21 protein-coding genes are annotated in these 22,051 nt (G+C 47.8%); 20 read left to right on the top strand and 1 reads right to left on the bottom strand.

What is annotated here, in order from left to right:
• Positions 1–5 precede the first annotated feature (5 nt).
• The 5 genes from DFP97_RS04735 to holA all read left to right on the top strand — a co-directional run bounded on the left by DFP97_RS04735 (position 6) and on the right by holA (position 6,401).
• Positions 6–536: a deoxycytidylate deaminase gene (locus DFP97_RS04735; protein ID WP_114378814.1), complete on the top strand. Its 531-nt coding sequence runs from the start codon at positions 6–8 to the stop codon at positions 534–536.
• A gap of 188 nt (positions 537–724) precedes the next feature.
• On the top strand, positions 725–3,337 hold the full coding sequence (locus tag DFP97_RS04730) for a DNA internalization-related competence protein ComEC/Rec2 (protein WP_114378813.1): 2,613 nt from the start codon (positions 725–727) through the stop codon (positions 3,335–3,337).
• 221 nt (positions 3,338–3,558) lie between these two features.
• Positions 3,559–4,107, top strand: coding sequence for an RNA polymerase sigma factor (locus DFP97_RS04725; protein ID WP_114378812.1), 549 nt, complete (start codon positions 3,559–3,561; stop codon positions 4,105–4,107).
• Positions 4,104–5,150, top strand: coding sequence for an anti-sigma factor (locus DFP97_RS04720; RefSeq protein ID WP_114378811.1), 1,047 nt, complete (start codon positions 4,104–4,106; stop codon positions 5,148–5,150). Before DFP97_RS04725 ends, DFP97_RS04720 begins: the two co-directional genes overlap by 4 nt.
• Positions 5,151–5,366: 216 nt before the next feature.
• Complete coding sequence (holA, locus tag DFP97_RS04715; protein WP_114378810.1) at positions 5,367–6,401, top strand: DNA polymerase III subunit delta; 1,035 nt, start codon at positions 5,367–5,369, stop codon at positions 6,399–6,401.
• Between the two features lie 83 nt (positions 6,402–6,484).
• Here holA and rpsT read toward each other — a convergent pair whose 3' ends face one another.
• Complete coding sequence (gene rpsT / locus DFP97_RS04710) at positions 6,485–6,757, bottom strand: 30S ribosomal protein S20 (protein WP_114378809.1); 273 nt, start codon at positions 6,755–6,757, stop codon at positions 6,485–6,487.
• 216 nt (positions 6,758–6,973) lie between these two features.
• Between rpsT and gpr the strand changes: the two genes are divergently transcribed.
• The 15 genes from gpr to dnaJ all read left to right on the top strand — a co-directional run bounded on the left by gpr (position 6,974) and on the right by dnaJ (position 22,046).
• Positions 6,974–7,981 carry a GPR endopeptidase gene (gene gpr, locus DFP97_RS04705; RefSeq protein WP_114378808.1) on the top strand — a complete coding sequence of 336 codons (1,008 nt, stop codon included), beginning with the start codon at positions 6,974–6,976 and terminating at the stop codon, positions 7,979–7,981.
• A 200-nt stretch (positions 7,982–8,181) separates the two neighbouring features.
• Entirely contained in the window at positions 8,182–9,450 is a 1,269-nt protein-coding gene (gene spoIIP / locus DFP97_RS04700) for a stage II sporulation protein P (RefSeq protein WP_114378807.1), read from the top strand.
• A 37-nt stretch (positions 9,451–9,487) separates the two neighbouring features.
• Entirely contained in the window at positions 9,488–9,931 is a 444-nt protein-coding gene (locus DFP97_RS04695) for a hypothetical protein (RefSeq protein ID WP_114378806.1), read from the top strand.
• An 80-nt stretch (positions 9,932–10,011) separates the two neighbouring features.
• Positions 10,012–11,829 (top strand): translation elongation factor 4, encoded by a 1,818-nt coding sequence (lepA, locus tag DFP97_RS04690; RefSeq protein WP_114378805.1) that lies wholly within the window; start codon positions 10,012–10,014, stop codon positions 11,827–11,829.
• A gap of 61 nt (positions 11,830–11,890) precedes the next feature.
• Complete coding sequence (gene hemW / locus DFP97_RS04685; protein ID WP_114378804.1) at positions 11,891–13,060, top strand: radical SAM family heme chaperone HemW; 1,170 nt, start codon at positions 11,891–11,893, stop codon at positions 13,058–13,060.
• Positions 13,061–13,142: 82 nt separating this feature from the next.
• Positions 13,143–13,613, top strand: coding sequence for an N-acetyltransferase (locus DFP97_RS04680; RefSeq protein ID WP_114378803.1), 471 nt, complete (start codon positions 13,143–13,145; stop codon positions 13,611–13,613).
• 231 nt (positions 13,614–13,844) lie between these two features.
• Complete coding sequence (locus tag DFP97_RS04675) at positions 13,845–14,897, top strand: serine hydrolase domain-containing protein (RefSeq protein ID WP_114378802.1); 1,053 nt, start codon at positions 13,845–13,847, stop codon at positions 14,895–14,897.
• Between the two features lie 101 nt (positions 14,898–14,998).
• The gene (locus DFP97_RS04670) at positions 14,999–15,394 is read left to right on the top strand and encodes an RDD family protein (RefSeq protein ID WP_114378801.1); all 396 of its coding nucleotides are present in this window, start codon (positions 14,999–15,001) and stop codon (positions 15,392–15,394) included.
• A gap of 371 nt (positions 15,395–15,765) precedes the next feature.
• On the top strand, positions 15,766–16,260 hold the full coding sequence (locus tag DFP97_RS04665; RefSeq protein ID WP_114378800.1) for a GNAT family N-acetyltransferase: 495 nt from the start codon (positions 15,766–15,768) through the stop codon (positions 16,258–16,260).
• A 79-nt stretch (positions 16,261–16,339) separates the two neighbouring features.
• The gene (locus DFP97_RS32215; RefSeq protein ID WP_114378799.1) at positions 16,340–16,579 is read left to right on the top strand and encodes a DUF2199 domain-containing protein; all 240 of its coding nucleotides are present in this window, start codon (positions 16,340–16,342) and stop codon (positions 16,577–16,579) included.
• Between the two features lie 39 nt (positions 16,580–16,618).
• Entirely contained in the window at positions 16,619–16,969 is a 351-nt protein-coding gene (locus tag DFP97_RS04655) for a hypothetical protein (protein ID WP_114378798.1), read from the top strand.
• Positions 16,970–17,207: 238 nt separating this feature from the next.
• Positions 17,208–18,233, top strand: a complete 1,026-nt coding sequence (gene hrcA / locus DFP97_RS04650; protein WP_114378797.1) for a heat-inducible transcriptional repressor HrcA — start codon at positions 17,208–17,210, stop codon at positions 18,231–18,233.
• Between the two features lie 96 nt (positions 18,234–18,329).
• Positions 18,330–18,887, top strand: coding sequence for a nucleotide exchange factor GrpE (grpE, locus tag DFP97_RS04645; protein WP_114378796.1), 558 nt, complete (start codon positions 18,330–18,332; stop codon positions 18,885–18,887).
• Positions 18,888–18,979: 92 nt separating this feature from the next.
• Positions 18,980–20,818 (top strand): molecular chaperone DnaK, encoded by a 1,839-nt coding sequence (gene dnaK, locus DFP97_RS04640; RefSeq protein WP_114378795.1) that lies wholly within the window; start codon positions 18,980–18,982, stop codon positions 20,816–20,818.
• Positions 20,819–20,921: 103 nt separating this feature from the next.
• Complete coding sequence (dnaJ, locus tag DFP97_RS04635; RefSeq protein WP_114378794.1) at positions 20,922–22,046, top strand: molecular chaperone DnaJ; 1,125 nt, start codon at positions 20,922–20,924, stop codon at positions 22,044–22,046.
• The last annotated feature ends 5 nt before the right edge of the window (positions 22,047–22,051 follow it).

Genomic DNA, 22,051 nt, shown 5'->3' with positions numbered 1-22,051 from the left:
GAGTGATGAACATCCAAACGCAGGATGCCGCGCGCAAAGATTGGGACACGTATTTCATGGATATCGCCTATATGGTATCGACGCGCTCGCGCTGTTCGCGCAGACATGTTGGAGCCGTGCTTGTGCAGGGCAAGAAGCTGCTGGGTACTGCGTATAATGGCGCTCCGATGGGGGTGCAGGACTGTCTGGAGGCAGGCTGCATGATCGCGGAGGAGGTCGAGATGAAGCTGGTAGACGGCAGGGAGCAGCCTTTTAAGAAGCAGCGCTGTATCCGAACGATTCATGCGGAGCAAAACCTGCTCTTGTTCACGGATCGTGCCGATCGTGAAGGTTCCATCGTCTATGTGACGGATCAGCCGTGTTGGACCTGCGCCAACATGCTGGCTAATAGCGGCATCATGGAAATCGTGTACCATCGCAGCTACCCGAAGGACAACGAAAAAGTCGAGCGGCTTATGGAGCTTAAGGGTATCATTTTCCGCTGTTTGGATCATTTCGAACCGCCTGCTCAGGCGCATATGGAAGTTACTTCGTAGTGACCTTTCCATTTGTGAAAAGTAATTATGAAGTCCGGGGAGGAACCTCTGACTGCATCGGGAGATGCAGCTGGAGGTTCTTTTTTTTGTTTGGATGATGAATTCCTAGGAATCGAGTAGAAAAATGAGGATGAACCGGAGGAAGGGAGCACATAAATGACGATGAACCGGAAGAAGGGAGAACATAAATGAGGATGAACCGGAGGCCGTTGATTTGGTTTGCGATTTGTTATGTAGGCGGCAGCGCCGCGGCCGCGGGTCTGAGCAGCCGCGGCGTTATGCTTGCGGCAGGCGCAGCAGCGCTGCTGGCGCTGGCCGCTGTGCTGTGCAGGCAGGCGTCATGGCAGCTGGCGGCAGCCTGCGTTGTGGCTGTGGGCCTTGCCGCTGGGGAACGAATGTGGGCGGATGCCCGCAACGTGACAGCGCTGCCGGCCCTGCTGGCCGCCGCAGAGGCGGATGGACCGCGAGCGGCGTATGCGGCGGAAGCGGTCGGCACTATTGTGTCCGCGATGGAGGTCGACGGCGACCGCGTCATGTTTCGCGTGGCAGCGGATCGCGTGCACGTGGAGGGTGAGGCGGCGCCGCGCGAGCTGCGCGAGCGGCTACTGGTACATATCCGGCTTGCGGAGCAGCCGGAGCAGGCTGTCGCCGCGCAGTGGCGGCGCGGCGATCGCGTGCGCGTGGCCGGCGAGCTGACGCTGCCGGCTGGCGCAACCAATAGCGGCGGCTTCGACTACCGCCGCTACCTCAGCAGCCAGAGAATCCACTGGCTGCTCAAAGCTAAGGGCACCGCCGCCGTCTCCCCGGCGCCGGGCCCTATATGGTCCGCGGCCGCTTTGCTCGGCCGCGTCGACAGCGCGCGCGCGTGGCTTGGCGCGCGCATGGACATCCTGTACCCGTCCACGCAGTCCGGGTACATGAAGGGTCTCGTCCTCGGTATCCGCGAGGACCTCGACCCCGGGCAGTTCCAGCAATTTTCGCGGCTGGGCTTAACGCATATATTGGCTATCTCTGGCTTGCACGTCGCTGTGTTCATCTATGCGCTCGGCGGCCTGCTTCGATTCGTCCGTCTGACCCGCGAGCGTATACTGCTCATCCTCATCCTGTCCGTTCCGCTGTATGTCCTGCTCTCCGGCGCTTCGCCTTCGGTTATGCGCGCGGGGCTAATGGCTGTTCTCGGACTGTTTGCCGCGCGCATAGGGAAGCTCAAGGACGGCTTGCATCTGCTCGCAGCGGCAGCTGTACTGATGCTGGCGTTTGACCCGTTCTTTATCGAAAATGTCAGCTTCCAGCTATCGTTTATCGTCACGATCGGCTTAATCACCGGAGTTCCTCCGATACGCAAAGCAATGCCGCAATGGCGCAGGGGCAAAGCGCTGCTCGACTTAGCGGCCGTCACAATCGTAGCGCAGCTCGTCTCGTTTCCAGTGACGATCTATTATTTTAACCAGTTTCATGCGTTATCGCTGCTTGCAAATTTCGTGCTTGTCCCGTTTATCAGCTTTGTCGTAATGCCGCTTGGCGCAATCTCGTTAGTCATTGCTATCCCTTGGGAAGCCGGAGGCAAAATCCTTGCCTATGCGTCGCATTATGCGAATGATTGGACGTTCGTATTTGTCGAGCGGCTGTCGAAGGTGGATTCGCTTCGAACAATTTGGGCTTCTCCGCCATTATGGTGGGTGGCTGCTTGGCTCACATTGCTGGGCATAAGCTTCTATTTAATAGGCTGCTTGACGGAGCAAGCAAACGCATGGCAACTGAAAGCAGCTTCTGCTGCGGATGAAACGGTACCGCTCGGAACGGAGTCTTTATTATTGACACCGCTCGGAGCAGCTGCCGATGATGCAGTCTCTCTTCCGAGAAGCAGAGGGCTTCGCATCAGCCTTCTGTCTCTTGGTTTTATTGCGGTTATGCTGCTCGTATATGCTTATAAGCCGGACTTGCTGGATAGGCGTGCAGCCGTAAGCATACTGGACGTCGGTCAAGGAGATTCCATCCATATTCGTACGCCGCAGGGCAAGCACATTTTAATCGACGGCGGCGGGACGCTGTCTTTTCGCAAGCCGGGCGAGGAGTGGAGGGAACGCAGCGATCCATTTGAAGTCGGTCAGAAGGTCGTTGTCCCTTTATTAATGAAACGAGGTGTGCGTGAAATTGATCTGCTCGTTATTTCGCATTTGGACAGCGATCATATCCGTGGACTGCAGGCCGTGCTGGATACGATTCCGGTACGGAGCATATGGTGGAACGGCACCATCAAGGATGCAGAAGATGCCCGGAAGCTTTTAGCGCGAGCGGTTGATTTAGATATACAGTTGTATGCGGCAAAAGCAGGCATGGAGCACCGGCTGGATCAAGAAACCGTGCTTAAGGTGTTATGGCCGGTTCCCGCAACTACTGAAGCTGTTCCCGTTTTGGAGAATCAGAATGAGAGCAGCGTTGTCCTGACTGTCCAGCTATATGAGTCGACTTTTCTGTTTACAGGTGACATTAATTCGAAAACCGAACAATCGATTATGAATCACGAACAGCAAAAAGGCGGCAACTCCTTGCCGTCGTCCGGATCTATTTCCGTTATGAAGATTTCTCATCATGGCAGCCGTTATTCGACAGGCGAGGAATGGCTGAAATATTGGAATCCGCTTAGCGCAGTGGCTTCAGCAGGTGCGTCGAACAGCTATGGACACCCTCATCCGGACGTCTTGTCCAGGCTTGCTCAAGCAGAGACAGGAGTTTGGCGAACGGACAGGGATGGAGAGGTGCGTTTTATGGTGACGGAGAGCGGCTTGTTTATGCAATAATAAACCGATATCTATATACGGGGTACCAGAAATTTGGTATCCTTTAATGTGGAGTTTATTTCGTTTTTTCAAAATAGAAGGGGATAAAAGCGTTTCATTTTTCACTGTACTTTTAGTCTTATAAGCTTGTCACTAAAAAAAATAAAGTACAACTTTTCATTTATCTGCAACATTTATCGCAACCAATTCGTCAGAAAGGTTGCAAGAGAGGGGGATCCTTCGTGGTGGAGCCGGGCCTTATTAGAGCCGCCCAGTCGGGAGATCGCGACGCTTTAATTACTCTATTGCGAGAGATTGAAACACATGTTTATCGGACAGCCTATTATATACTAAATAACGAACAAGATGCACTTGATGCGGCGCAGGAAGCGCTTATCCGCATCTATACAAAAATAGGCTCATACGAGGAAAAAGCGCAATTCAAAACATGGATTCAACGTATTGTAACAAACATTTGCATTGACAAGTTTCGGAGAAATAAGCCGACCGTCTCGATAGATGAGCATGACATGGTTTTCCATGAGAAGCAAAACGTGGAGGACGAGGTGATGTCCGCTTATGCTGTTCAAGACATTCGAACTGCAATCGATAAGCTGCCTGAGCATCACCGCGCGGTTGTCGTCCTTCGGTATTTACAAGATTTCTCGTATAACGAAATTGCCGATTCACTTGATTTGCCGCTCAACACAGTAAAATCCTATTTATTCAGAGCTAGGCAGCAGCTGCAAACGTTACTCCATGATTATCAGAAAGGTGGTGTCCGGGGATGAATTGTCAAGAGGTGATGGAATTAATGCAAAGACAGCTTGACGACGATCTCGATGAAAGCGAGAGAGAAGTCTTGATGAATCATACTAGACATTGTCCGGACTGCGCAGCCATGTTCGAGCGGTTAAAGCTGTTATCCGCCGAGCTTACAAGTTTGCCGAAAGTAGTTCCAAGCTACAGCTTAGTTGACGCAATCATGCCGCAATTGGAGCGGATCGAGCTGTTCGGACAGCCTGAAGCGGCAGCGGAGACTCCCTCTTCAACCATCGATGAATCAAGCGAAGTCACGCCTCGCCGCGTGAAGCGGGACCGCCGCTGGCCGTCCATGCGCGTGATGGGCGGGGTCATCGCAGCCGGAATCGTCGCCGGGCTATTCCTTGTCACATATAAGCCGGGTTTATCTCCTGACTTCGCAACTTCGAATTCCGCGGCTAATGAATCCGCTGGTGCGATGGACACTGCAGCAGATGCTCCACAAGAGCTTGCGATGAAAATCACTGTTGAAGACGGCGCAGCTGCATCCGAGGTTGGAACGGAAGCAATGGATGAAAAGGCGACCAATGATGGTGCTTCCCAAATGGAGAGTCGTTCAGGTTCGTCCGATGAGTCGGAATCGACCACCAGCAATTCAGATAAAAACATGGATCCGGAAGCTCCGGCTTCTGAGGCATCTGAAGGCGAGGCCAATGGGATTGCTTCCGGCGGAGGCTCAAACTCATCCGAAGGCTCTACGGGATCGTTTGGCGATTCAGAAGTAATGGTTCAAAAAGATGAGTCTGATTCGGAAAATAAAGCTGCTGAGCAGGGACTGCTTTCTCCAGATGGCAAGCTTAGCGCTCATGCTGAGGACTACTCGATCCAAATTTATACGATGGCTGACCAAACACTTCTGCTTGAGTCACCCCGCAAAAATGGCAAGCTGGCAAACCTCGTCTGGTCGGAGGACAGCAGTCAACTGACCTATGAGGTGCATGCCCAGAAAGGTTCAATCGAGACCTATGTAATTGACCTGGTAAGCCGCCAAGAGAAAAAGGGTGCACATTAATTTACAGGTATTCGCACACTTTCGTCCGCTTCAGCGTATAGTATTAGTAACGAGAGTGTCTGCGACGAAGCCTTAACGTCGTATGACCATCAGCAGGGCGGTACCATGGACCTGCCTGCTGATGTTTATATAGATGTTCGGCAAAGGGATGAGGCCAATTTTATGGCTCATCCCTTTGTTGCCGTATATTTACAGTTATGGTGACGGGGTGAAAGAATGGACGCAAAGGAAGCGTTGAAGGAATTAAAAGGCGGCAGATTCCGCCCTATTTATGTGTTGTACGGAAAAGACCGTTTTCGTCTGCAGCAATTTATCGAAGCGCTGACGGAAGCTATGTTTACAGCCGAAGAAAGAGAGCTCGGCATCGTTAAATTCGATACGGCCGAGACTTCGATTGAAGAAGCGGTTTTGGAAGCGGAGACGCTGCCATTTTTCGTGCAGCGAAAGCTCATTGTTATTAGAGATGCGGCTGTTCTAGCTTCAGGCGCCAAGGAAAACAGCAAGGTAGAGCATAAACCTGAAAAGCTGCTTCAATATATGGAATATCCGTCAGAAACGTCGGTCATCGTATTTGCGGTACATGCGGAGAAGCTAGATGAACGGCGTAAGCTAGTTAAGACCTTAAAGGATCGTAACTCACTGGTTGCTTTTCCGGAGCTTGATGCCGCTCAGCTTAAGCAGTGGATGATTAAGCGGGCAGCTGAGCAAAATCGAACGATGACGGCAGAAGCCGCGGAACTGCTGCTCGTTCGTGCGGGCGCGGGCATGCAGCAGCTGGCCCAAGAGGTGGACAAGCTTTGTCTGCATGCGGGATCAGGCGGCTCAATTGATGTGGAACAAGCATCTCTGCTTACAGCAGCGACCGTTGAAGAGGATGTATTCGCATTAGTGGATGCAATAGCTGAGCTTCGTATTGACCGTGCGATCCGATTATATAGGGAGCTCCTAATTAGACGGGAGGAGCCGATAAAAATTGCGGCGCTTATTGCAAGGCAATTACGCATTATGCTGCAGATCAAAGAGCTGGAGCAGCATCATTATTCACCGCAGCAGATGGCTGGACAGCTAGGCTTGCATCCTTATGCGGTCAAGCTAGCAGCGGACAAAAGCCGTAAATTTCAGACAGTAAGATTAGGTAAACTTCTTGCCTCGCTTGCTGAGCTCGATTATCAGATGAAAACCGGGGCAATCGACAAAACGCTTGGATTAGAGCTTTATTTATTGTCTCTCGGAATGGAGAAAGGCGCTTAGCAGGAACTCGATTCCTGTTATATACAAACAAAAAAACGGCTTCACTACTCGGTTAAGAGCGGTGAAGCCGTTTTGCATGCTGCTTAAGCTTGTGCCGAAAGGGCATTCAGCCTTTTAGCAAGACGAGATTTTTTGCGGGAAGCCGCATTTTTATGAATCAGGCCTTTAGTTGCTGCTTTGTCCAATTTTTTCGTTGCAGTGATTAAAGCTGCTTTAGCAGCCTCTACATCAGTGCCACCGATAGCTTGGTCAGCAGATTTAACGGCCGAACGAAGTGCGGATTTTTGGGAAGCATTCAAAGCACGACGCTTTTCACTTGTTTTAACGCGTTTAATCGCGGATTTAATGTTTGGCATGGAATTCACCTCCTAAACTGTTTACAGCGGTACAAATTCATTAGAAACCTAGACAACACAACTTAAAATATATTATCATGCCCCTGCCCAAAAAGCAATAGCGCCAACGCTTCATTAAACCATCCATACTTGGATTCCATCGTTTTTAAAAGTGTATGAAATTAACTCGTCTGCAAACAATAACAAAAGTACATATGCGCGAAAGGAGAATGAGCAGTGGAGAAAGAGCTTGATTTGCAGTTATACAATGTCAGAACCGACTTGGCGTTAGAAGCAAAGGAAATGGCTGAGGCACCCCGGGGCGGGCCAATTCCTGGTATTCAATCCGAAACAACGGAGGATAACGGCATTACCATTACACAGCTTCATGTGCAAAATGAAGAAGGCTCTCAAGCGATCGGCAAAATGCAAGGCCATTATGTAACGATAGAGGTTCCAGACTTGCGAAACGGCGACACCGGTTTACAGGATCGTGTAGCGACCCAATTCGCAAAACATTTTGAATCGTTTTTAGAGCGTTTGTCCATAAATAAAATGGCACGTGTGCTGATCGTTGGTCTGGGCAACTGGAATGTCACACCGGACGCACTCGGTCCGCTTGTCGTTGAGAACGTTATGGTTACCCGCCATTTTTTTGAGCTTATGCCCGATCAGGTAGCTCCAGGCTACCGGGCAGTCAGTGCCGTAGCGCCAGGCGTTCTTGGCATAACGGGTATTGAATCGAGCGAGATTGTACAGGGTATCGTTGAAAAAACGCATCCTGATGTGGTTATAGCGATTGATGCGCTTGCTTCTAAGTCGGTTGAGCGCGTCAATACGACCATTCAAATCGCAGATACCGGTATTCATCCCGGCTCGGGCATCGGCAACAAACGTAAAGGGCTGACGAAAGAAATAATCGGCGTTCCCGTCATCGCGATCGGCGTTCCGACCGTTGTTTACGCTTCAACCATTGTGAACAATACACTTGAAATGATGCAAAGCCACTTTAAAAATCATAGCGGCAACACCGATCAAATTATGGGCTTAATGAATCAGATGGAGGAAAACGAACGACTGCAGCTCGTGAAGGAAGTGCTCAGCCCTCTCGGTCACGATCTGCTTGTCACACCGAAGGAGATCGATGAATTCATTGAGGATATCGCCAACATTATTGCGAGTGGACTTAATGCTTCGCTGCATGAAGCGGTGGATACGAATAATGTAGCCGCTTATACGCACTGACATCATAAACTGATATTCAAACAGCCAACGGTTTGAATATCAGTTTTTCTTTTATTTGTATGAGGAAAAAATCCTTCTCTCAAATAAGAAGTCTATTAAATTCGAATCTTTCACCTTCGTCCGGTTCTATGAACTCTCTCACTCTCATAGTTTAGTAGTAACTCAGCCACAGGCACAGAGAAGCGGGAGGTAGTTAGCCGATGAAGCGAAAGATTTTGCTGCTTGATATCGCAAGACAAAGCAAGCGAATGAGACAATTTCTAGTAACCGGGCGGACGTTTGCGCTGCTCTCCTTTAGTTCAACGTTGTTTTTTATTTTACTCGGCATTGCAGGAATGGCGCATCAGCAGTCGACGGCTTCGCCGGTTAATTCGATGAAAGGATTCGCTGCTGCTGTATCCAGCGGATTTTTTGGGGATATGCTAGAGATGGAAATGCCTTCTTTTCATAGCAGCATCGAAACCGATTCCTTTACAAGCAAACAAATAAGCGCCTTTCTAATGCGTGCATTAACGGATATTAACCCGAGTGATCCGAAGAGCTTGCTGGCGGGCGAGCTGCCTGGCATGAGTGTAAACGATGCTTTTCTCATTCGCAAAGGGGTAGGAACAGATACAGCGGTCGGTCCGGAGGACAATGCTCCGATTTCCGATGACCCGACCGGCGGGCCTCATGAGGGAGAAGGTACGAATGCAGCGGGAGAAGGAACTGAACCGGTTCCGCTTCCGGGTAAAGAGGAGGAACCGACAGCCGGAAATAGCGGAAACGGTAACGCCGGCGGGGATAACGGATCGGCCGAAAAGCCGACGACAGGTGACTCGAAGGTCGTCTTCATCTATCACTCTCATAATCGCGAATCCTGGTACCCGGTGCTAACGGATAAGAGCAAGGATCCAAACTCCAGCACGAAAAACATTACACTATTAGGCAAGCGGCTGGCGCAAAAGCTGGAGGAAGAAGGCATCGGCGCTCAGCATTCCAATACGGATTACCCGACAGCGATCAAAAATTACAGATGGGAATTATCGTATAAATATTCGATGAAAACTGTCAAGGAAGCAATCGCGAGCAATAAAGATTTAAAGTTCTTTTTCGATATTCACCGCGATTCGCAAAAACGTAAATATACGACGATCGATATTAATGGCACGAGCTATGCGCAATTGTATTTCATTATCGGCCACAGAAATCCGAACTGGGAAGAAAACGAAGCATTCGCAACGAAAATCCATGAAGCTTTAGATAAGAAATATCCTGGTATTTCACGAGGCATATGGGGCAAAACGGCTGCAAGCGGCAATGCGGAGTACAATCAGTCACTCGCGTCCGACAGTGTGCTTATTGAGATCGGCGGGGTAGATAATACGCTTGAGGAGTCGTATCGTACTACAGATGCGCTCGCGGAAGTCATTTCCGAGATTTATTGGGCAGAGGAGAAGGTGTCAGCACCTAAAGGGAACGAGAGCTGACGGGAATAACCTTGTATAAGAGAGGAACGATGAGCAGATGAAACGGAATGCGCTGAAATGGACGGTGATCGGCGGGGCGCTTGCGGTTATTATATTGTATGGAATCGATATGTCTTCGGCAGGCATTGAGCGTATATACGGCCCGATGGAGGGCGTGGATGAATATGCCGAGACAGTGGAGCCTGAACCGTCCGCGGATGCTCCGACCGATTTCGTCCGTGCTCAGCAGCAAAAAATTGCGCAGCTCGAGAAGGAGCTGGCGGAAGTAAAGCGGCTTACTGCGCTTGCCGGAGGTTCGGACTTGCCTCCTGAACAGTCTGGAAGCTTGCCCGAAGAAAATGAGCGGCTGCCGGGGGTTCCGCTCGAAGTTGACCAGCCGGCGGTAAATCGGATTGCCGATTCAACGTCCGGGCTTCTGCAAAGCATGTCAAGCGAGGGAATTCGATTTGTCGTATCGATATTCGATGGATTGACCAAGTGATAATGCACATTGCTGGGTGAACCCTTAACTGATATAATAGGAGGAATGATCAGTATTATTGGAAATTGTGGGGGTTAGGCATGACTGACGTACGTGACCGACAAAAGAAAATTAGAAATTTTTCCATTATCGCGCATATAGACCACGGAAAGTCTACTCTTGCTGACCGGATCTTAGAATTTACCGGCGCCTTGTCATCTCGCGAGATGCAGGAGCAGGTTCTTGACCAAATGGATTTGGAGCGGGAACGGGGTATAACGATTAAGCTGCAAGCTGTACGTTTAGCTTACCGTGCAGATGATGGCGAGGAATATATACTGAACCTCATTGATACGCCTGGACACGTCGATTTCACATACGAGGTTTCACGCAGTTTGGCGGCTTGCGAAGGCGCGCTGCTCGTAGTCGATGCTGCCCAAGGCATTGAGGCGCAAACGCTCGCTAACGTGTATTTGGCACTAGATAACAATCTTGAAATCGTTCCAGTTATTAATAAGATTGATCTGCCGAGCGCAGAGCCTGAACGGGTAAAGCAGGAAATTGAAGATGTTATCGGACTTGATGCCAGTGACGCGGTGCTTGCATCGGCTAAAGCGGGTATCGGCATAAAAGAGATTTTGGAGCAGGTTGTCGCGAAAATGCCGGCACCGACGGGTGATCCTGATGAGCCTTTAAAAGCGCTTATTTTCGACTCCCATTATGATCCGTACAAAGGCGTTATCGTCTACGTTCGGGTTATGGACGGCAGCATTAAAGCAGGCAAAAAAATTCGCTTCATGGCAACAGGAGCGGAATTTGAAGTTATTGAGGTCGGTGCTTTCATGCCGCGAATGTCGATCGTTAATGAGCTTGCTGTAGGCGATGTAGGTTTTATCGTAGCAGGTATCAAGAACGTGAAGGATACGCGTGTCGGAGATACGGTTACGGAAGCGAAGAGACCAGCTCCAGAGCGGCTTCCTGGTTACCGTCAGATCAACCCGATGGTTTTCTGCGGTCTATATCCTATCGAGACCCAGGACTATAACGATTTGCGCGAAGCGCTTGAAAAGCTGGAACTAAATGATGCATCGCTAAGATACGAACCGGAATCGTCGACAGCGCTTGGCTTCGGTTTCCGCTGCGGTTTCCTTGGCCTGCTGCATATGGAAATTATTCAAGAGCGTATTGAGCGTGAATTTAACATTCCTCTCATTACGACTGCACCGAGCGTTATTTATAAAGTTACATTAACCAATGGTGATACGATGGAGATCGACAACCCGTCGAACTATCCGGAGGCAGGCAAGCTTGATTATGTCGAGGAGCCGTTTGTTAAGGCAGCTATAATCGTTCCTAACGACTATGTTGGAGCTATAATGGAGCTTTGCCAGAACAAACGCGGTGAATTCGTTAATATGGAATATTTGGATACGAACCGTGTTACGATTACGTATCAAGTGCCATTGTCCGAAATCGTCTATGATTTCTTCGATCAGTTGAAGTCGAGCACGAAGGGCTATGCGTCGTTTGACTACGAGGTATCCGGCTATCGCAGATCCAACTTGGTCAAAATGGACATCATGCTCAACAATGAGCAGGTCGATGCTTTATCCGTTATCGTGCATCGCGACCGCGCATACCACCGCGGCCGGATCATTTGCCAGAAAATGAAAGAGCTTATCCCCCGTCAAATGTTCGAGGTGCCCGTTCAGGCTTCGATCGGAACGAAGGTTATAGCTCGCGAGACAGTTAAAGCGATGCGCAAAAACGTTCTTGCCAAATGCTACGGCGGTGACATTAGCCGGAAGCGGAAGCTGCTTGAGAAGCAGAAGGAAGGTAAGAAACGGATGAAGCAGGTTGGTAGCGTAGAGGTACCGCAGGAAGCGTTCATGGCGGTGCTCAAAATCGACGAGGATTAAACCGTACGAGGATGAGGGAGGGCGCAGCTCTCCCTCTTTTCTATTGAAGGAGGAAATTACGATGAGTGTGCTTCAATCGCCGCGCGCTATATATATACACATACCATTTTGCACAAACAAATGTCATTATTGCGACTTTACCTCCTATGTGCTCAAAGGACAGCCTGTCGATCAATATTTGGATGCGCTTGAACAGGAGATGCAGCGGACAGTCGCCGAACTGCCGCCCGTGCAAATCGATACCGTATTTGTCGGCGGAGGTACGCCAACGGTGCTAACGCCGCCGCAAATGGAGCGGTTTCTAAAGGCGGTCAGGACTTATTTTCCGCTCGCGCCGGATGTGGAATTTACGATGGAAGCGAATCCGGGTACGACGGATATCGATAAGCTGTGCGCGATGAAAGCAGGAGGCGTTAACCGGATCAGCTTCGGGGTTCAGTCATTCGATAATGGCCTGCTGGAGCGGATCGGCCGGATTCATAATGTGGATGATGTTTATCGCAGTTTAGAAAATGCGCGCTCAGTCGGCTTTACGAATTTGTCGATTGATTTAATGTTTGGTTTGCCTGGTCAAACCGTGCAGCATTTGGCTGACAGTGTTAACCGTGCGATGGAGCTGGGACTGCCGCATTACTCGATTTACAGCTTGAAGGTTGAAGAAAATACGCTGTTTCATAAGCTTTATGAACGGAATGAGCTGCCATTGCCTCCTGAGGAGGAGGAGTTCAATATGTTTATGCTGCTGATGGATATGTTGAAATCGAACGGCTACGCGCATTACGAAATAAGCAACTTTGCGAAGCCAGGCTTCGAAAGCCGCCACAACTCCACCTATTGGCGTAATGAGCCATATTACGGCTTGGGTGCAGGCGCGCATGGTTATGCGAATCGGATCCGCCACGTTAACTTGAAGGGCATTACACCGTATATTGATGCTGCTTCGGAAAGACTTCCACGCCTTGAGGAGCTCGAGGTGCCGGAGGATGAAGCGATGGAGGATCTCATGATGGTAGGGCTCCGGCTGCTCGAAGGAGTGCCGGCTTCACGTTTTTCAGCTCAATTCGGCGGTCAAACGCTGGAGAGCAAATTTGGTCCCGTTATTAATAAACTGATGGAGGATGGACTGTTGGAATCCGTGAAGACGGATGAAGATACTATCTATCGGCTGACAGATAAAGGCGTATTGCTTGGAAATGAAGTTTTTGGAGCTTTTATCGGATATACCGCTTAAAAATCTCTTGAGAAAAAATTCGTTGTGTTGTATATTTATTCATATTGATTTGGATCTTGCACGGGTGGAGGCGAAGGCATAAATGCAGGCATTACAGGTTGCATGCAGAAAAGCGACATCAGACGATGTCGAGACATTGTTTCATTTAATAAAGGGTTATGCCGAGAAAGGCATTATGCTGCCTCGCACCCGGGAAGCGCTTGAATATATGATCGATTCGTTCGTGGTCGCGGAAATTGGCGAAGAGGTAGTAGGATGCGGCTCACTGACGAGACTGGGCAAGGACTTGGTCGAAATTCGCTCGCTCGGCATGACCGAGGGCTATAAGGGTCTTGGGATCGGAAGCAAGCTTGTCGACGCGTTGATTGAACAGGCGAGAGAACAGCAAATTCCGAAAATAATGGCATTGACGTATGCGGTATCCTTTTTCGAGAAAAATGGCTTCAAGGTTGTAGAGAAGGAAATCTTCCCCGAGAAAGTGTGGAAGGATTGCGTGAACTGTCCGAAGCAGCTAGCCTGCGATGAAATCGCTGTACTAAAATTGCTGAATTGATTTCTTATTGGTAAAGCATTTTTCGTACATTATCGTATTTTCCGCATAAGAATTGGGTTAGAACCACTATTGCATTAGGTCGTTAATGGACTAATGGGGAAGTGGTTTTTTTGTTGTGAAAATTTCGATAAAAGAATGAACTGAAATGGAAAACTCCGAAAAGCAGGATTATTAATAAATTTGTATAATATTAATGTGTATATTAACAATTATGATACAGGGGGTATACACATGAAACAGCTGTCATTTAGTACATTAGAACAAGCAGGCGTGTCGGCTTTCGGTGTTCAACGCATTCGAACGGCTGCTGCTCAAATGGTTGCCGACGGAATTACGCCTGCACAGGTCATTTTTGCTGCAAGAAGGGGGGCTATGATCGTCCATCAAGCCGATGGTAAGTTCGGACCTGAACCGGGTGCTGACGACTTAACCACCGACGCTTTGTTTCCGATTTGTTCCATTACAAAACTGTTTACGGCGACAGCCGTTATGATGCTAGTTGAGCAAGGGAAGCTGGGGCTGAGTAGACCTGTCTCCGATTATGTTTCCGAGTTTACGGGAGAAGGAAAATCAAAGGTTTGCGTTCACCACTTATTGACGCATACGTCAGGATTTGACGGCGAGATTATTCTGTTCGAGCCGGGCTCTGTTATGTCTTATTCCGGGTACGGGTATGGGTTGTTGGGTGAGATCATACGGCGCGTCAGCGGACAGCCGTATGACGAGTTCGTAACGGAAAAGCTGTTTAAACCGCTTGGAATGGAAAATACGTTTTATTGTGTTCTAGAGGAAGCTCGGAGAAAAGTCGTCAGGCGTTCGCCGGAGGCGCCTTGCGCCGAATGGATAGAAACCGAAGAACAATTAAATTCCGTATCTGCGGGAGGCGGCGCCTACTCAACGGCCATTGATTTAGCTGTGTTCGGTCAAATGTTTCTAAATGGCGGAATTTTTAATGAAACACGAATTCTTAGTCCGATAGCTGTGAAAGAAATGACGCGCAATCAAATTCCTGGGGTGTCCTCACAGTATAGAGACGAAGTATTTCCTGAAGCGTACTGGGGTTACGGCTGGGCGATAAACGGGACGAAGCGTGACGGCGGCGACCTGTTCTCGCCGGAGGCGTATTCGCACTGGGGTGCTGGAGGTCCTTTTATCTGCGTTGATCCGGTATACGAGACGGTAACGGTTCATTTTTCCGTGGAGCTCGATCACCAGAGGCCGTTTAAAAATATGTACGTCGATTACTTTAATAATACGGTTCTTGCGGCAATAAATGATTTGTGAATAGGCTAACAAAAGAAGATACCCCTTAAGTTAAAGAAGGTATCAACCTCCCGTATCAAACATACATAATACAATCAAGCTTTAATGGGAGGGATTTACATATGAATGCAGGTTTTTGGATCAGATTAGGGGCTTCTTTGTTGGACGGTTTAATAGTGGGATTACCGCTATATTTATTATCTTTGCTTATTTCAGGAGGTCCAGGCGGAGAAGAGTATTTCACAGATGTGATTTCGTTTCTCTATTCGTTGCTGCTTCCAGTATTTTGGAACGGTTATACTATTGGGAAACGGATTTGCGGGATTCAAATTCGAAAGCTGGATGGATCGGCGCCTAGACTAGGCACAATGATATTGCGAAATGTAGTAGGAGGCCTCATCTATGCCTTGACCTTGGGAATAGCGGCAATTGTCAGCGCATTTATGGTTGGATTGCGGGAGGATAAACGGGCCATCCACGATTTTATCGCAGGAACGGAAGTTTTGTACGATAAGTAACCTAAATAAGCCTGCGGCGAACAGACGCCGCAGGCTTATTTAGGTCAGGAAGTCCTCACAGTCATTTGATCAAGCGCTTCTTAATTGTTGTGCACCTCATCATAGTTATATTTCCACTCATATAACCCATCTAGCTTACAACCGCAATTTTTAATCCTGTGATAATCTTCTTCAGTTGCATCGTAGTTTAATGTCATTGTTGAACCGCATTGATTACATTCCCATACATACCACATTTCCAAATTGTTCGCTCCTTTTCAGGGTCCTTTCTTATGATCTTTTCCAAATTGAATAAAATATATAATTCTCCTAGGCATTATGATTTAATGAAAGAATGATATATATTACCCTATATTGGAAGGAGTATATACATGGTTCAAGTTCGGAAAGCAACTTACGCAGATATTGCTGGAATACAGAAAGTAGCCCGAGTGACTTGGAATCATACATACGAAGGTTTAATACCAGAGGGAATACAACATCAGTTCTTGTCACAAAATTATTCAAATGAAGCTATGAAAAGAAGGATAGAGCGTTCTTTACTCCTTGTTGCTGAAGTTGAAAACAAAGTTGTGGGATTTATTAACTTTTTTCAACTTAAGAATAGAAATGATGCTGAGTTAGGCTCCATTTATATCTATCCTGAACAGCATGGACAAGGGATTGGTTCGAAACTATTAAATGCGGGAATTGATGTCCTAAACGGTGTATCAAACATATTTGTTAATGTTGAACGTCTAACTACTTCTGGTAAGAACTTTTACACTGCAAAAGGATTTAAAATAATAAATGAGTATGATGAAGATTTGGCAGGCAACAAAGTGAAAATGATTAGGATGGTATTGCAACTGAAAAGCGATGTTTAAAGATGTAAACGGCTAGAACCCGATTATGGGATGTGTGGGTATCCATTAGTAAAGGGAACTTTGAAAGAACAATGGATTTTTGGAAAATGATAGGGACGTTATTCTTGAACCGATGTTTGGTAGGCTGTTTAACGACTTACCCTGTTATACGCACTCTACGTTTAACCTTAAAACACGGATACACACAAGAAAAGTTGGCACTAGACCATTTATTGAACTTGAGCCAACAAATCATTCTTTAGCTATTGAGCAAAAAGAGGGGATTTCGCTTAAAAGGGTGTATCAAATTGCAGAAAGTATTCTTCACAAGAATGATTAGATTAATCATGGTTTTGATGTCCATTATAGGTGGTTGAATATGAAGAGGAAAAATAAAATTATTGCAACAATAGTAATTTGCTTCGTAGTAATTTGGTTAATTGCTTTTATTAGTTCTTCAATAATACTTAACAATGCACATATGGATGAAATAAAAAAACAAATAGCATCACGAAGTGGCAACATTATTTCTGTTAAAAAAGTTGAAAGAGAAAAAAGTCCCTTTTCAGATGAAAGTGCAAAGTACAATGTCATATATAAAATAACTTACGAAATAGATAACATAAATAAATATGCTTGGTACAGGGGGATCAATATAGTAAATAACATACATAGCCACAGCCCATCACCGAATGGAGGTGGTTTTGGAGAGAAGTGGATGTTTGAGTAAGCTGAATAAATGATAAGTTATTTATCGACTTCTTCTAATTAAAGTATATAAAAATGGTGGCAACTGCCCAAATCAGCTCGTCCACGATGAAATAGCTGTACTAAAAATGCTGAACTGACTTGACAATCGTCAAGCTGGTTTGGTATTTTTGTATTAATGATTAGCACTCGAATCGATTGAGTGCTAACGATGGGAAACAGAATTAGCGGTACATATATTTTACGTAGGGGGAATTCGAATGCTGACTGAACGACAACGGATGATTTTGCACGCGATTGTGGATGATTATATTCGCTCGGCTGAACCGGTCGGTTCACGAAGTATTTCGAAGCGCGGCGATGTCGGTTTCAGCCCGGCGACGATCCGTAATGAAATGGCGGATTTGGAGGAGCTTGGTTTTCTGGAGCAGCCGCACACGTCAGCAGGACGTGTTCCATCAACGAAAGGCTACCGTTATTATGTTGACCATTTAGTGAAGCTTAGTGAAGTGGATGAGAATGACATCGGAATGGTTCGCTCGTTCGTGACGGACAAGATGAATCAAATGGAGCAGGTCATCCAGCATACAGCGATGATTTTGTCCAATCTGACGAATTACACGTCCATTTTGCTCGGACCGGAAATGTTTAGTACGTCACTCAAGCATTTTGGACTTGTACCGCTTGACCAGACGTCGGCGGTTGCCATAATCGTGACCAATACCGGACATGTCGAGAACAGAACGATTTCGATACCGGCGGGCATCAAGATGGAGGACATGGAAAAGGTTGTCAACATTTTGAACTCGAAGCTAGTGGGCGTTCCTTTAATTCGATTGAGATCAAAGCTTTACACCGAGGTAGGGCAAGAGCTTGAAAGACATGTTGACCATTATGAGCAGCTGCTGCAGGTACTCGATCATGCGCTTCAGAATGAAGATGAGCATCGTATTTTCTTGAGCGGTACGACGAATATGCTGACGCAGCCAGAGTTCAAAGACGTTGACAAAGTAAAAACGATATTGGATTTGCTCGATGAAACACCAACGATCATGAAAATGTTTTCCGGCCTGCCGTCAGGTATACAAGTGCGTATCGGAACAGAAAATGACCACAAGGCAATAAGTGATTGCAGTCTTATAACTGCAACGTATGCGATTGATGGTCAGTCTCTTGGAACGATCGGCATATTGGGACCGACACGGATGGAATATGGCAAAGTCATTAGTCTCTTGGATCTTATATCCAAAGATATGGCGGTTCTCTTGAGCCGCTGGTATAAATGATTTCTAAGCCAATGCTTACGAAGCAGTTTTGCATTCGCAAAACTTAAGTAATGCTTACGAAGTAAGTTTGCATTCGCAAACTTTTAAGGAGGTGATATGGTGAGTACGAAGGAACAACAAAATGAAGCAGTTGAAGCAGAAGAAGTAGTAACTGCTGAGCAAATGGATCAAGCTCCTGAAGAAGCAGTCGCAGAAGAGGCAGAAGATGCGCGATATGCGGAGCTTTTGAAGCTGGCTGAAGAAAACCAGCAGCGGTACTTACGCGCGCAAGCGGACTTTGATAATTTCCGCCGCCGTACTGTGAAGGAAAAAGAAGAACTCGGACAGTATGCTTCCATGAAGCTGATTAGCCAACTGCTTCCGGTTGTAGATAATTTTGAACGCGCTGTTGCTGCAGCATCGGTTAACGGTGATTTTGAATCGCTCGCCAAGGGCGTGGATATGATTTTCCGTCAGCTGGAGCAAACATTGGAACAGGAGGGCCTTAAGGCGATGAACGTCGTCGGAGAGCCGTTTAACCCTGAGTTCCATCAAGCGATTATGCAAGTCGAATCCGATGAGCATGAGGAAGGCATTGTCGTAGAGGAAGTGCAGAAGGGCTACATCTTAAAAGAGAAGGTTCTGCGTCCTGCAATGGTCAAAGTAAGCGGCTAAGCGCAATGACTTCATTTTTAATAAATCAGAAAAAATTAAAGCTTACGATGTAGGCTTTGCTTCAAACTAAATAATCTAGGAGGAACTAAGCGATGAGTAAAGTAATTGGTATTGACCTTGGTACAACTAACTCTTGCGTAGCAGTAATGGAGGGCGGCGAAGCCGTCGTAATTCCAAACCCGGAAGGTAACCGCACAACTCCTTCGGTTGTCGGTTTTAAGAAGGATGGCGAGCGCGTAGTCGGCGAAACGGCAAAGCGTCAAGCGATCACAAACCCTGACCGTACGATCAGCTCGATTAAGCGTCACATCGGTACGAATCACAAAGAAAAAATCGATGATAAAGAATATACACCGCAAGAGATTTCCGCAATTATCCTGCAAAAGCTGAAAGCCGACGCAGAAGCTTACTTGGGCCAAACCGTAACGCAAGCGGTTATTACCGTTCCTGCTTACTTCAACGACAGCCAGCGTCAAGCAACGAAGGATGCAGGTAAAATCGCCGGTCTTGAAGTACTTCGTATCGTCAATGAGCCAACAGCGGCTGCACTTGCATACGGTCTTGAGAAAACAGAAGATCAAACGATCCTTGTATATGACCTTGGCGGCGGTACGTTTGACGTATCGATCCTTGAGCTGGGCGACGGTTTCTTTGAAGTTAAAGCAACAAGCGGCGACAACAAGCTTGGCGGCGATGACTTTGACCAAGTGATCATCGACCACCTTGTAAATGAATTCAAGAAGGATCAAGGAATTGATCTTTCCAAAGATAAAGCGGCTGTACAACGTTTGAAGGATGCTGCTGAAAAAGCGAAAAAAGAGCTTTCCGGCGTGTTGACTTCTGCGATCTCCCTTCCATTTATTACAATGGTAGACGGCGTTCCTCAGCACTTGGAAATGAGCCTTACACGCGCGAAATTCGAAGAGCTTGCTGCCGGACTTGTTGAGCGTACGCTTGGACCTACTCGTCAAGCGCTTAGCGATGCAGGCATGTCCCCTAGCGACATCGATAAAGTGGTTCTTGTTGGCGGATCGACTCGAATTCCTGCCGTTCAAGATGCCGTTAAAAAATTGATCGGCAAAGAGCCGCACAAAGGCGTAAACCCGGATGAGGTTGTTGCTCTCGGCGCAGCTGTTCAAGCGGGCGTTCTGACTGGCGATGTGAAAGACGTTGTATTGCTCGACGTTACTCCGTTGTCCCTTGGTATCGAGACTGCAGGCGGCGTATTTACAAAAATGATCGACCGTAACACAACGATTCCTACCAGCAAATCGCAAGTATTCTCGACATATGCGGATAATCAGCCAGGCGTAGAAATTCACGTCCTGCAAGGTGAACGCTCTATGGCGAACGGAAACAAAACGCTTGGCCGTTTCACATTGAACGATATTCCTCTTGCACCGCGCGGCGTACCGCAAATCGAAGTTACTTTCGATATCGATGCCAACGGTATCGTTAACGTATCTGCCCTTGATAAAGGAACAGGCAAGAGCCAAAAAATTACGATCACTTCGTCGAGCGGCTTGAGCGATGAGGAAATTGAGAAAATGATGAAGGATGCTGAGCTGAACGCGGAAGAAGACCGCAAACGCCGTGATCTTGTAGAAGCGAAAAACAGCGCAGACCAATTGATCTACTCCGTTGACAAAACAATTAAAGATCTTGGCGATAAAGTAGATCCTTCCGAAATCGAAAAAGCAAATGCGGCGAAAGAGAAGGTTGTTGCGGCACTAGCGACTGACGATCTCGAGCAAATTAATGCAGCTACTGAAGAGCTGACGCAAATCGTACAACAATTATCCGTTAAGCTGTATGAGCAAGCAGCTCAAGCAGCGCAAGCTGCTGAAGGCGCAGAGCCTGAAGCAGGCGCGGCAAAGGGTAGAGACAACGTAGTCGATGCTGATTACGAAGTGGTTGACGATAAGAAATAAAGTGTAGCGGGCGAGAGGTCAAAGACAGGCGCTACCTGGCTTTGACCTCCTTTCGTGCGTTTATGCACATGGAATCATATGATAATAGCGGAGGTGAGATCAGGTGGCAAAACGTGATTATTATGAGGTGCTCGGTCTTGGTAAGGACGCCTCGGCAGATGATATTAAGAAGTCCTACCGAAAGCTCGCACGGCAGTATCACCCTGACGTGAATAAGGAGGCAGATGCTGAATCCAAGTTCAAAGAAGTGAAGGAAGCTTATGATGTGCTGAGCGATGACGGCAAGCGCTCCACCTATGACCGGTTCGGACATGTGGATCCGAATCAGGGTATGGGCGGCGGAGGCGGCGCTCAAGACTTTGGCGGCTTCGGCGATATATTCGATATGTTTTTTGGCGGAGGCGGCGGACGCCGCGATCCGAATGCGCCTCAGCGCGGTAACGATCTGCAATATACGATGACCGTTGAGTTTAAGGAAGCTGTTTTCGGTAAAGAGACGGAAATTACGATTCCCCGTACGGAAACTTGCGATACTTGTCATGGTAATGGAGCGAAGCCGGGTACGAAACCGGAATCCTGTTCGGTATGTAAAGGCAGCGGGCAGCAAGAGGTTGTTCAAAATACGCCATTTGGACGCATGGTTAATCGCCGGGCATGTACAAACTGCAGCGGCACCGGCCGTGTAATTAAAGAAAAATGCGGAACTTGCCATGGCGCAGGTAAAGTGAAGCGTCAACGCAAAATAAATATTCGCATTCCAGCAGGTGTTGATGACGGCGCTCAAATCCGCATGTCCGGTGAAGGCGAAGGTGGTCTTCGCGGCGGACCTGCAGGCGATCTGTATATTGTCATTCGCGTGAAATCGCATGAGTTTTTCGAACGCGAGGGAGACGACATTTATTGCGAGGTTCCACTCACGTTCGTTCAGGCAACGCTTGGTGACGAGATTGAGATTCCAACGCTTACGGAGAAGGTAAAGCTGAAAGTTCCGGCCGGTACGCAGACAGGAACGTACTTCCGTCTTAAAGGAAAAGGCGTACCTAAGCTGCGAGGCTACGGTCAAGGCGATCAGCATGTGAAGGTAACCATTGTTACGCCGACTAACCTGACCGATGAACAGAAGGAGCTTCTGCGTCAATTCGGCGGACTGAGCAGCGATACATCTAATGAACAAGAGCATCATGAGTCTATTTTCGAGCGTATGAAAAAGGCGTTCCGCGGTGAATAACCCGG

It is taken from the genome of Paenibacillus prosopidis (assembly GCF_003337375.1).
GTDB classification, from domain to species: Bacteria; Bacillota; Bacilli; order Paenibacillales; family Paenibacillaceae; genus Pristimantibacillus; species Pristimantibacillus prosopidis.
This window is presented reverse-complemented; position numbering and strand designations above follow the sequence as displayed.

Excerpts from the sequence above, each read along its gene's own strand:
- DFP97_RS04680 (WP_114378803.1), top strand. The coding sequence starts at position 13,143 with ATGCAGGCATTACAGGTTGCATGCAGAAAAGCGACATCAGACGATGTC.
- DFP97_RS04670 (WP_114378801.1), top strand. The coding sequence starts at position 14,999 with ATGAATGCAGGTTTTTGGATCAGATTAGGGGCTTCTTTGTTGGACGGT.
- DFP97_RS04695 (WP_114378806.1), top strand. The coding sequence starts at position 9,488 with ATGAAACGGAATGCGCTGAAATGGACGGTGATCGGCGGGGCGCTTGCG.
- DFP97_RS04655 (WP_114378798.1), top strand. The coding sequence starts at position 16,619 with ATGAAGAGGAAAAATAAAATTATTGCAACAATAGTAATTTGCTTCGTA.
- rpsT (WP_114378809.1), bottom strand. The coding sequence starts at position 6,757 with ATGCCAAACATTAAATCCGCGATTAAACGCGTTAAAACAAGTGAAAAG.
- DFP97_RS04665 (WP_114378800.1), top strand. The coding sequence starts at position 15,766 with ATGGTTCAAGTTCGGAAAGCAACTTACGCAGATATTGCTGGAATACAG.
- dnaK (WP_114378795.1), top strand. The coding sequence starts at position 18,980 with ATGAGTAAAGTAATTGGTATTGACCTTGGTACAACTAACTCTTGCGTA.
- DFP97_RS04735 (WP_114378814.1), top strand. The coding sequence starts at position 6 with ATGAACATCCAAACGCAGGATGCCGCGCGCAAAGATTGGGACACGTAT.
- lepA (WP_114378805.1), top strand. The coding sequence starts at position 10,012 with ATGACTGACGTACGTGACCGACAAAAGAAAATTAGAAATTTTTCCATT.
- DFP97_RS04675 (WP_114378802.1), top strand. The coding sequence starts at position 13,845 with ATGAAACAGCTGTCATTTAGTACATTAGAACAAGCAGGCGTGTCGGCT.
- hrcA (WP_114378797.1), top strand. The coding sequence starts at position 17,208 with ATGCTGACTGAACGACAACGGATGATTTTGCACGCGATTGTGGATGAT.
- hemW (WP_114378804.1), top strand. The coding sequence starts at position 11,891 with ATGAGTGTGCTTCAATCGCCGCGCGCTATATATATACACATACCATTT.
- holA (WP_114378810.1), top strand. The coding sequence starts at position 5,367 with ATGGACGCAAAGGAAGCGTTGAAGGAATTAAAAGGCGGCAGATTCCGC.
- DFP97_RS04730 (WP_114378813.1), top strand. The coding sequence starts at position 725 with ATGAGGATGAACCGGAGGCCGTTGATTTGGTTTGCGATTTGTTATGTA.
- grpE (WP_114378796.1), top strand. The coding sequence starts at position 18,330 with ATGGTGAGTACGAAGGAACAACAAAATGAAGCAGTTGAAGCAGAAGAA.
- spoIIP (WP_114378807.1), top strand. The coding sequence starts at position 8,182 with ATGAAGCGAAAGATTTTGCTGCTTGATATCGCAAGACAAAGCAAGCGA.
- DFP97_RS04720 (WP_114378811.1), top strand. The coding sequence starts at position 4,104 with ATGAATTGTCAAGAGGTGATGGAATTAATGCAAAGACAGCTTGACGAC.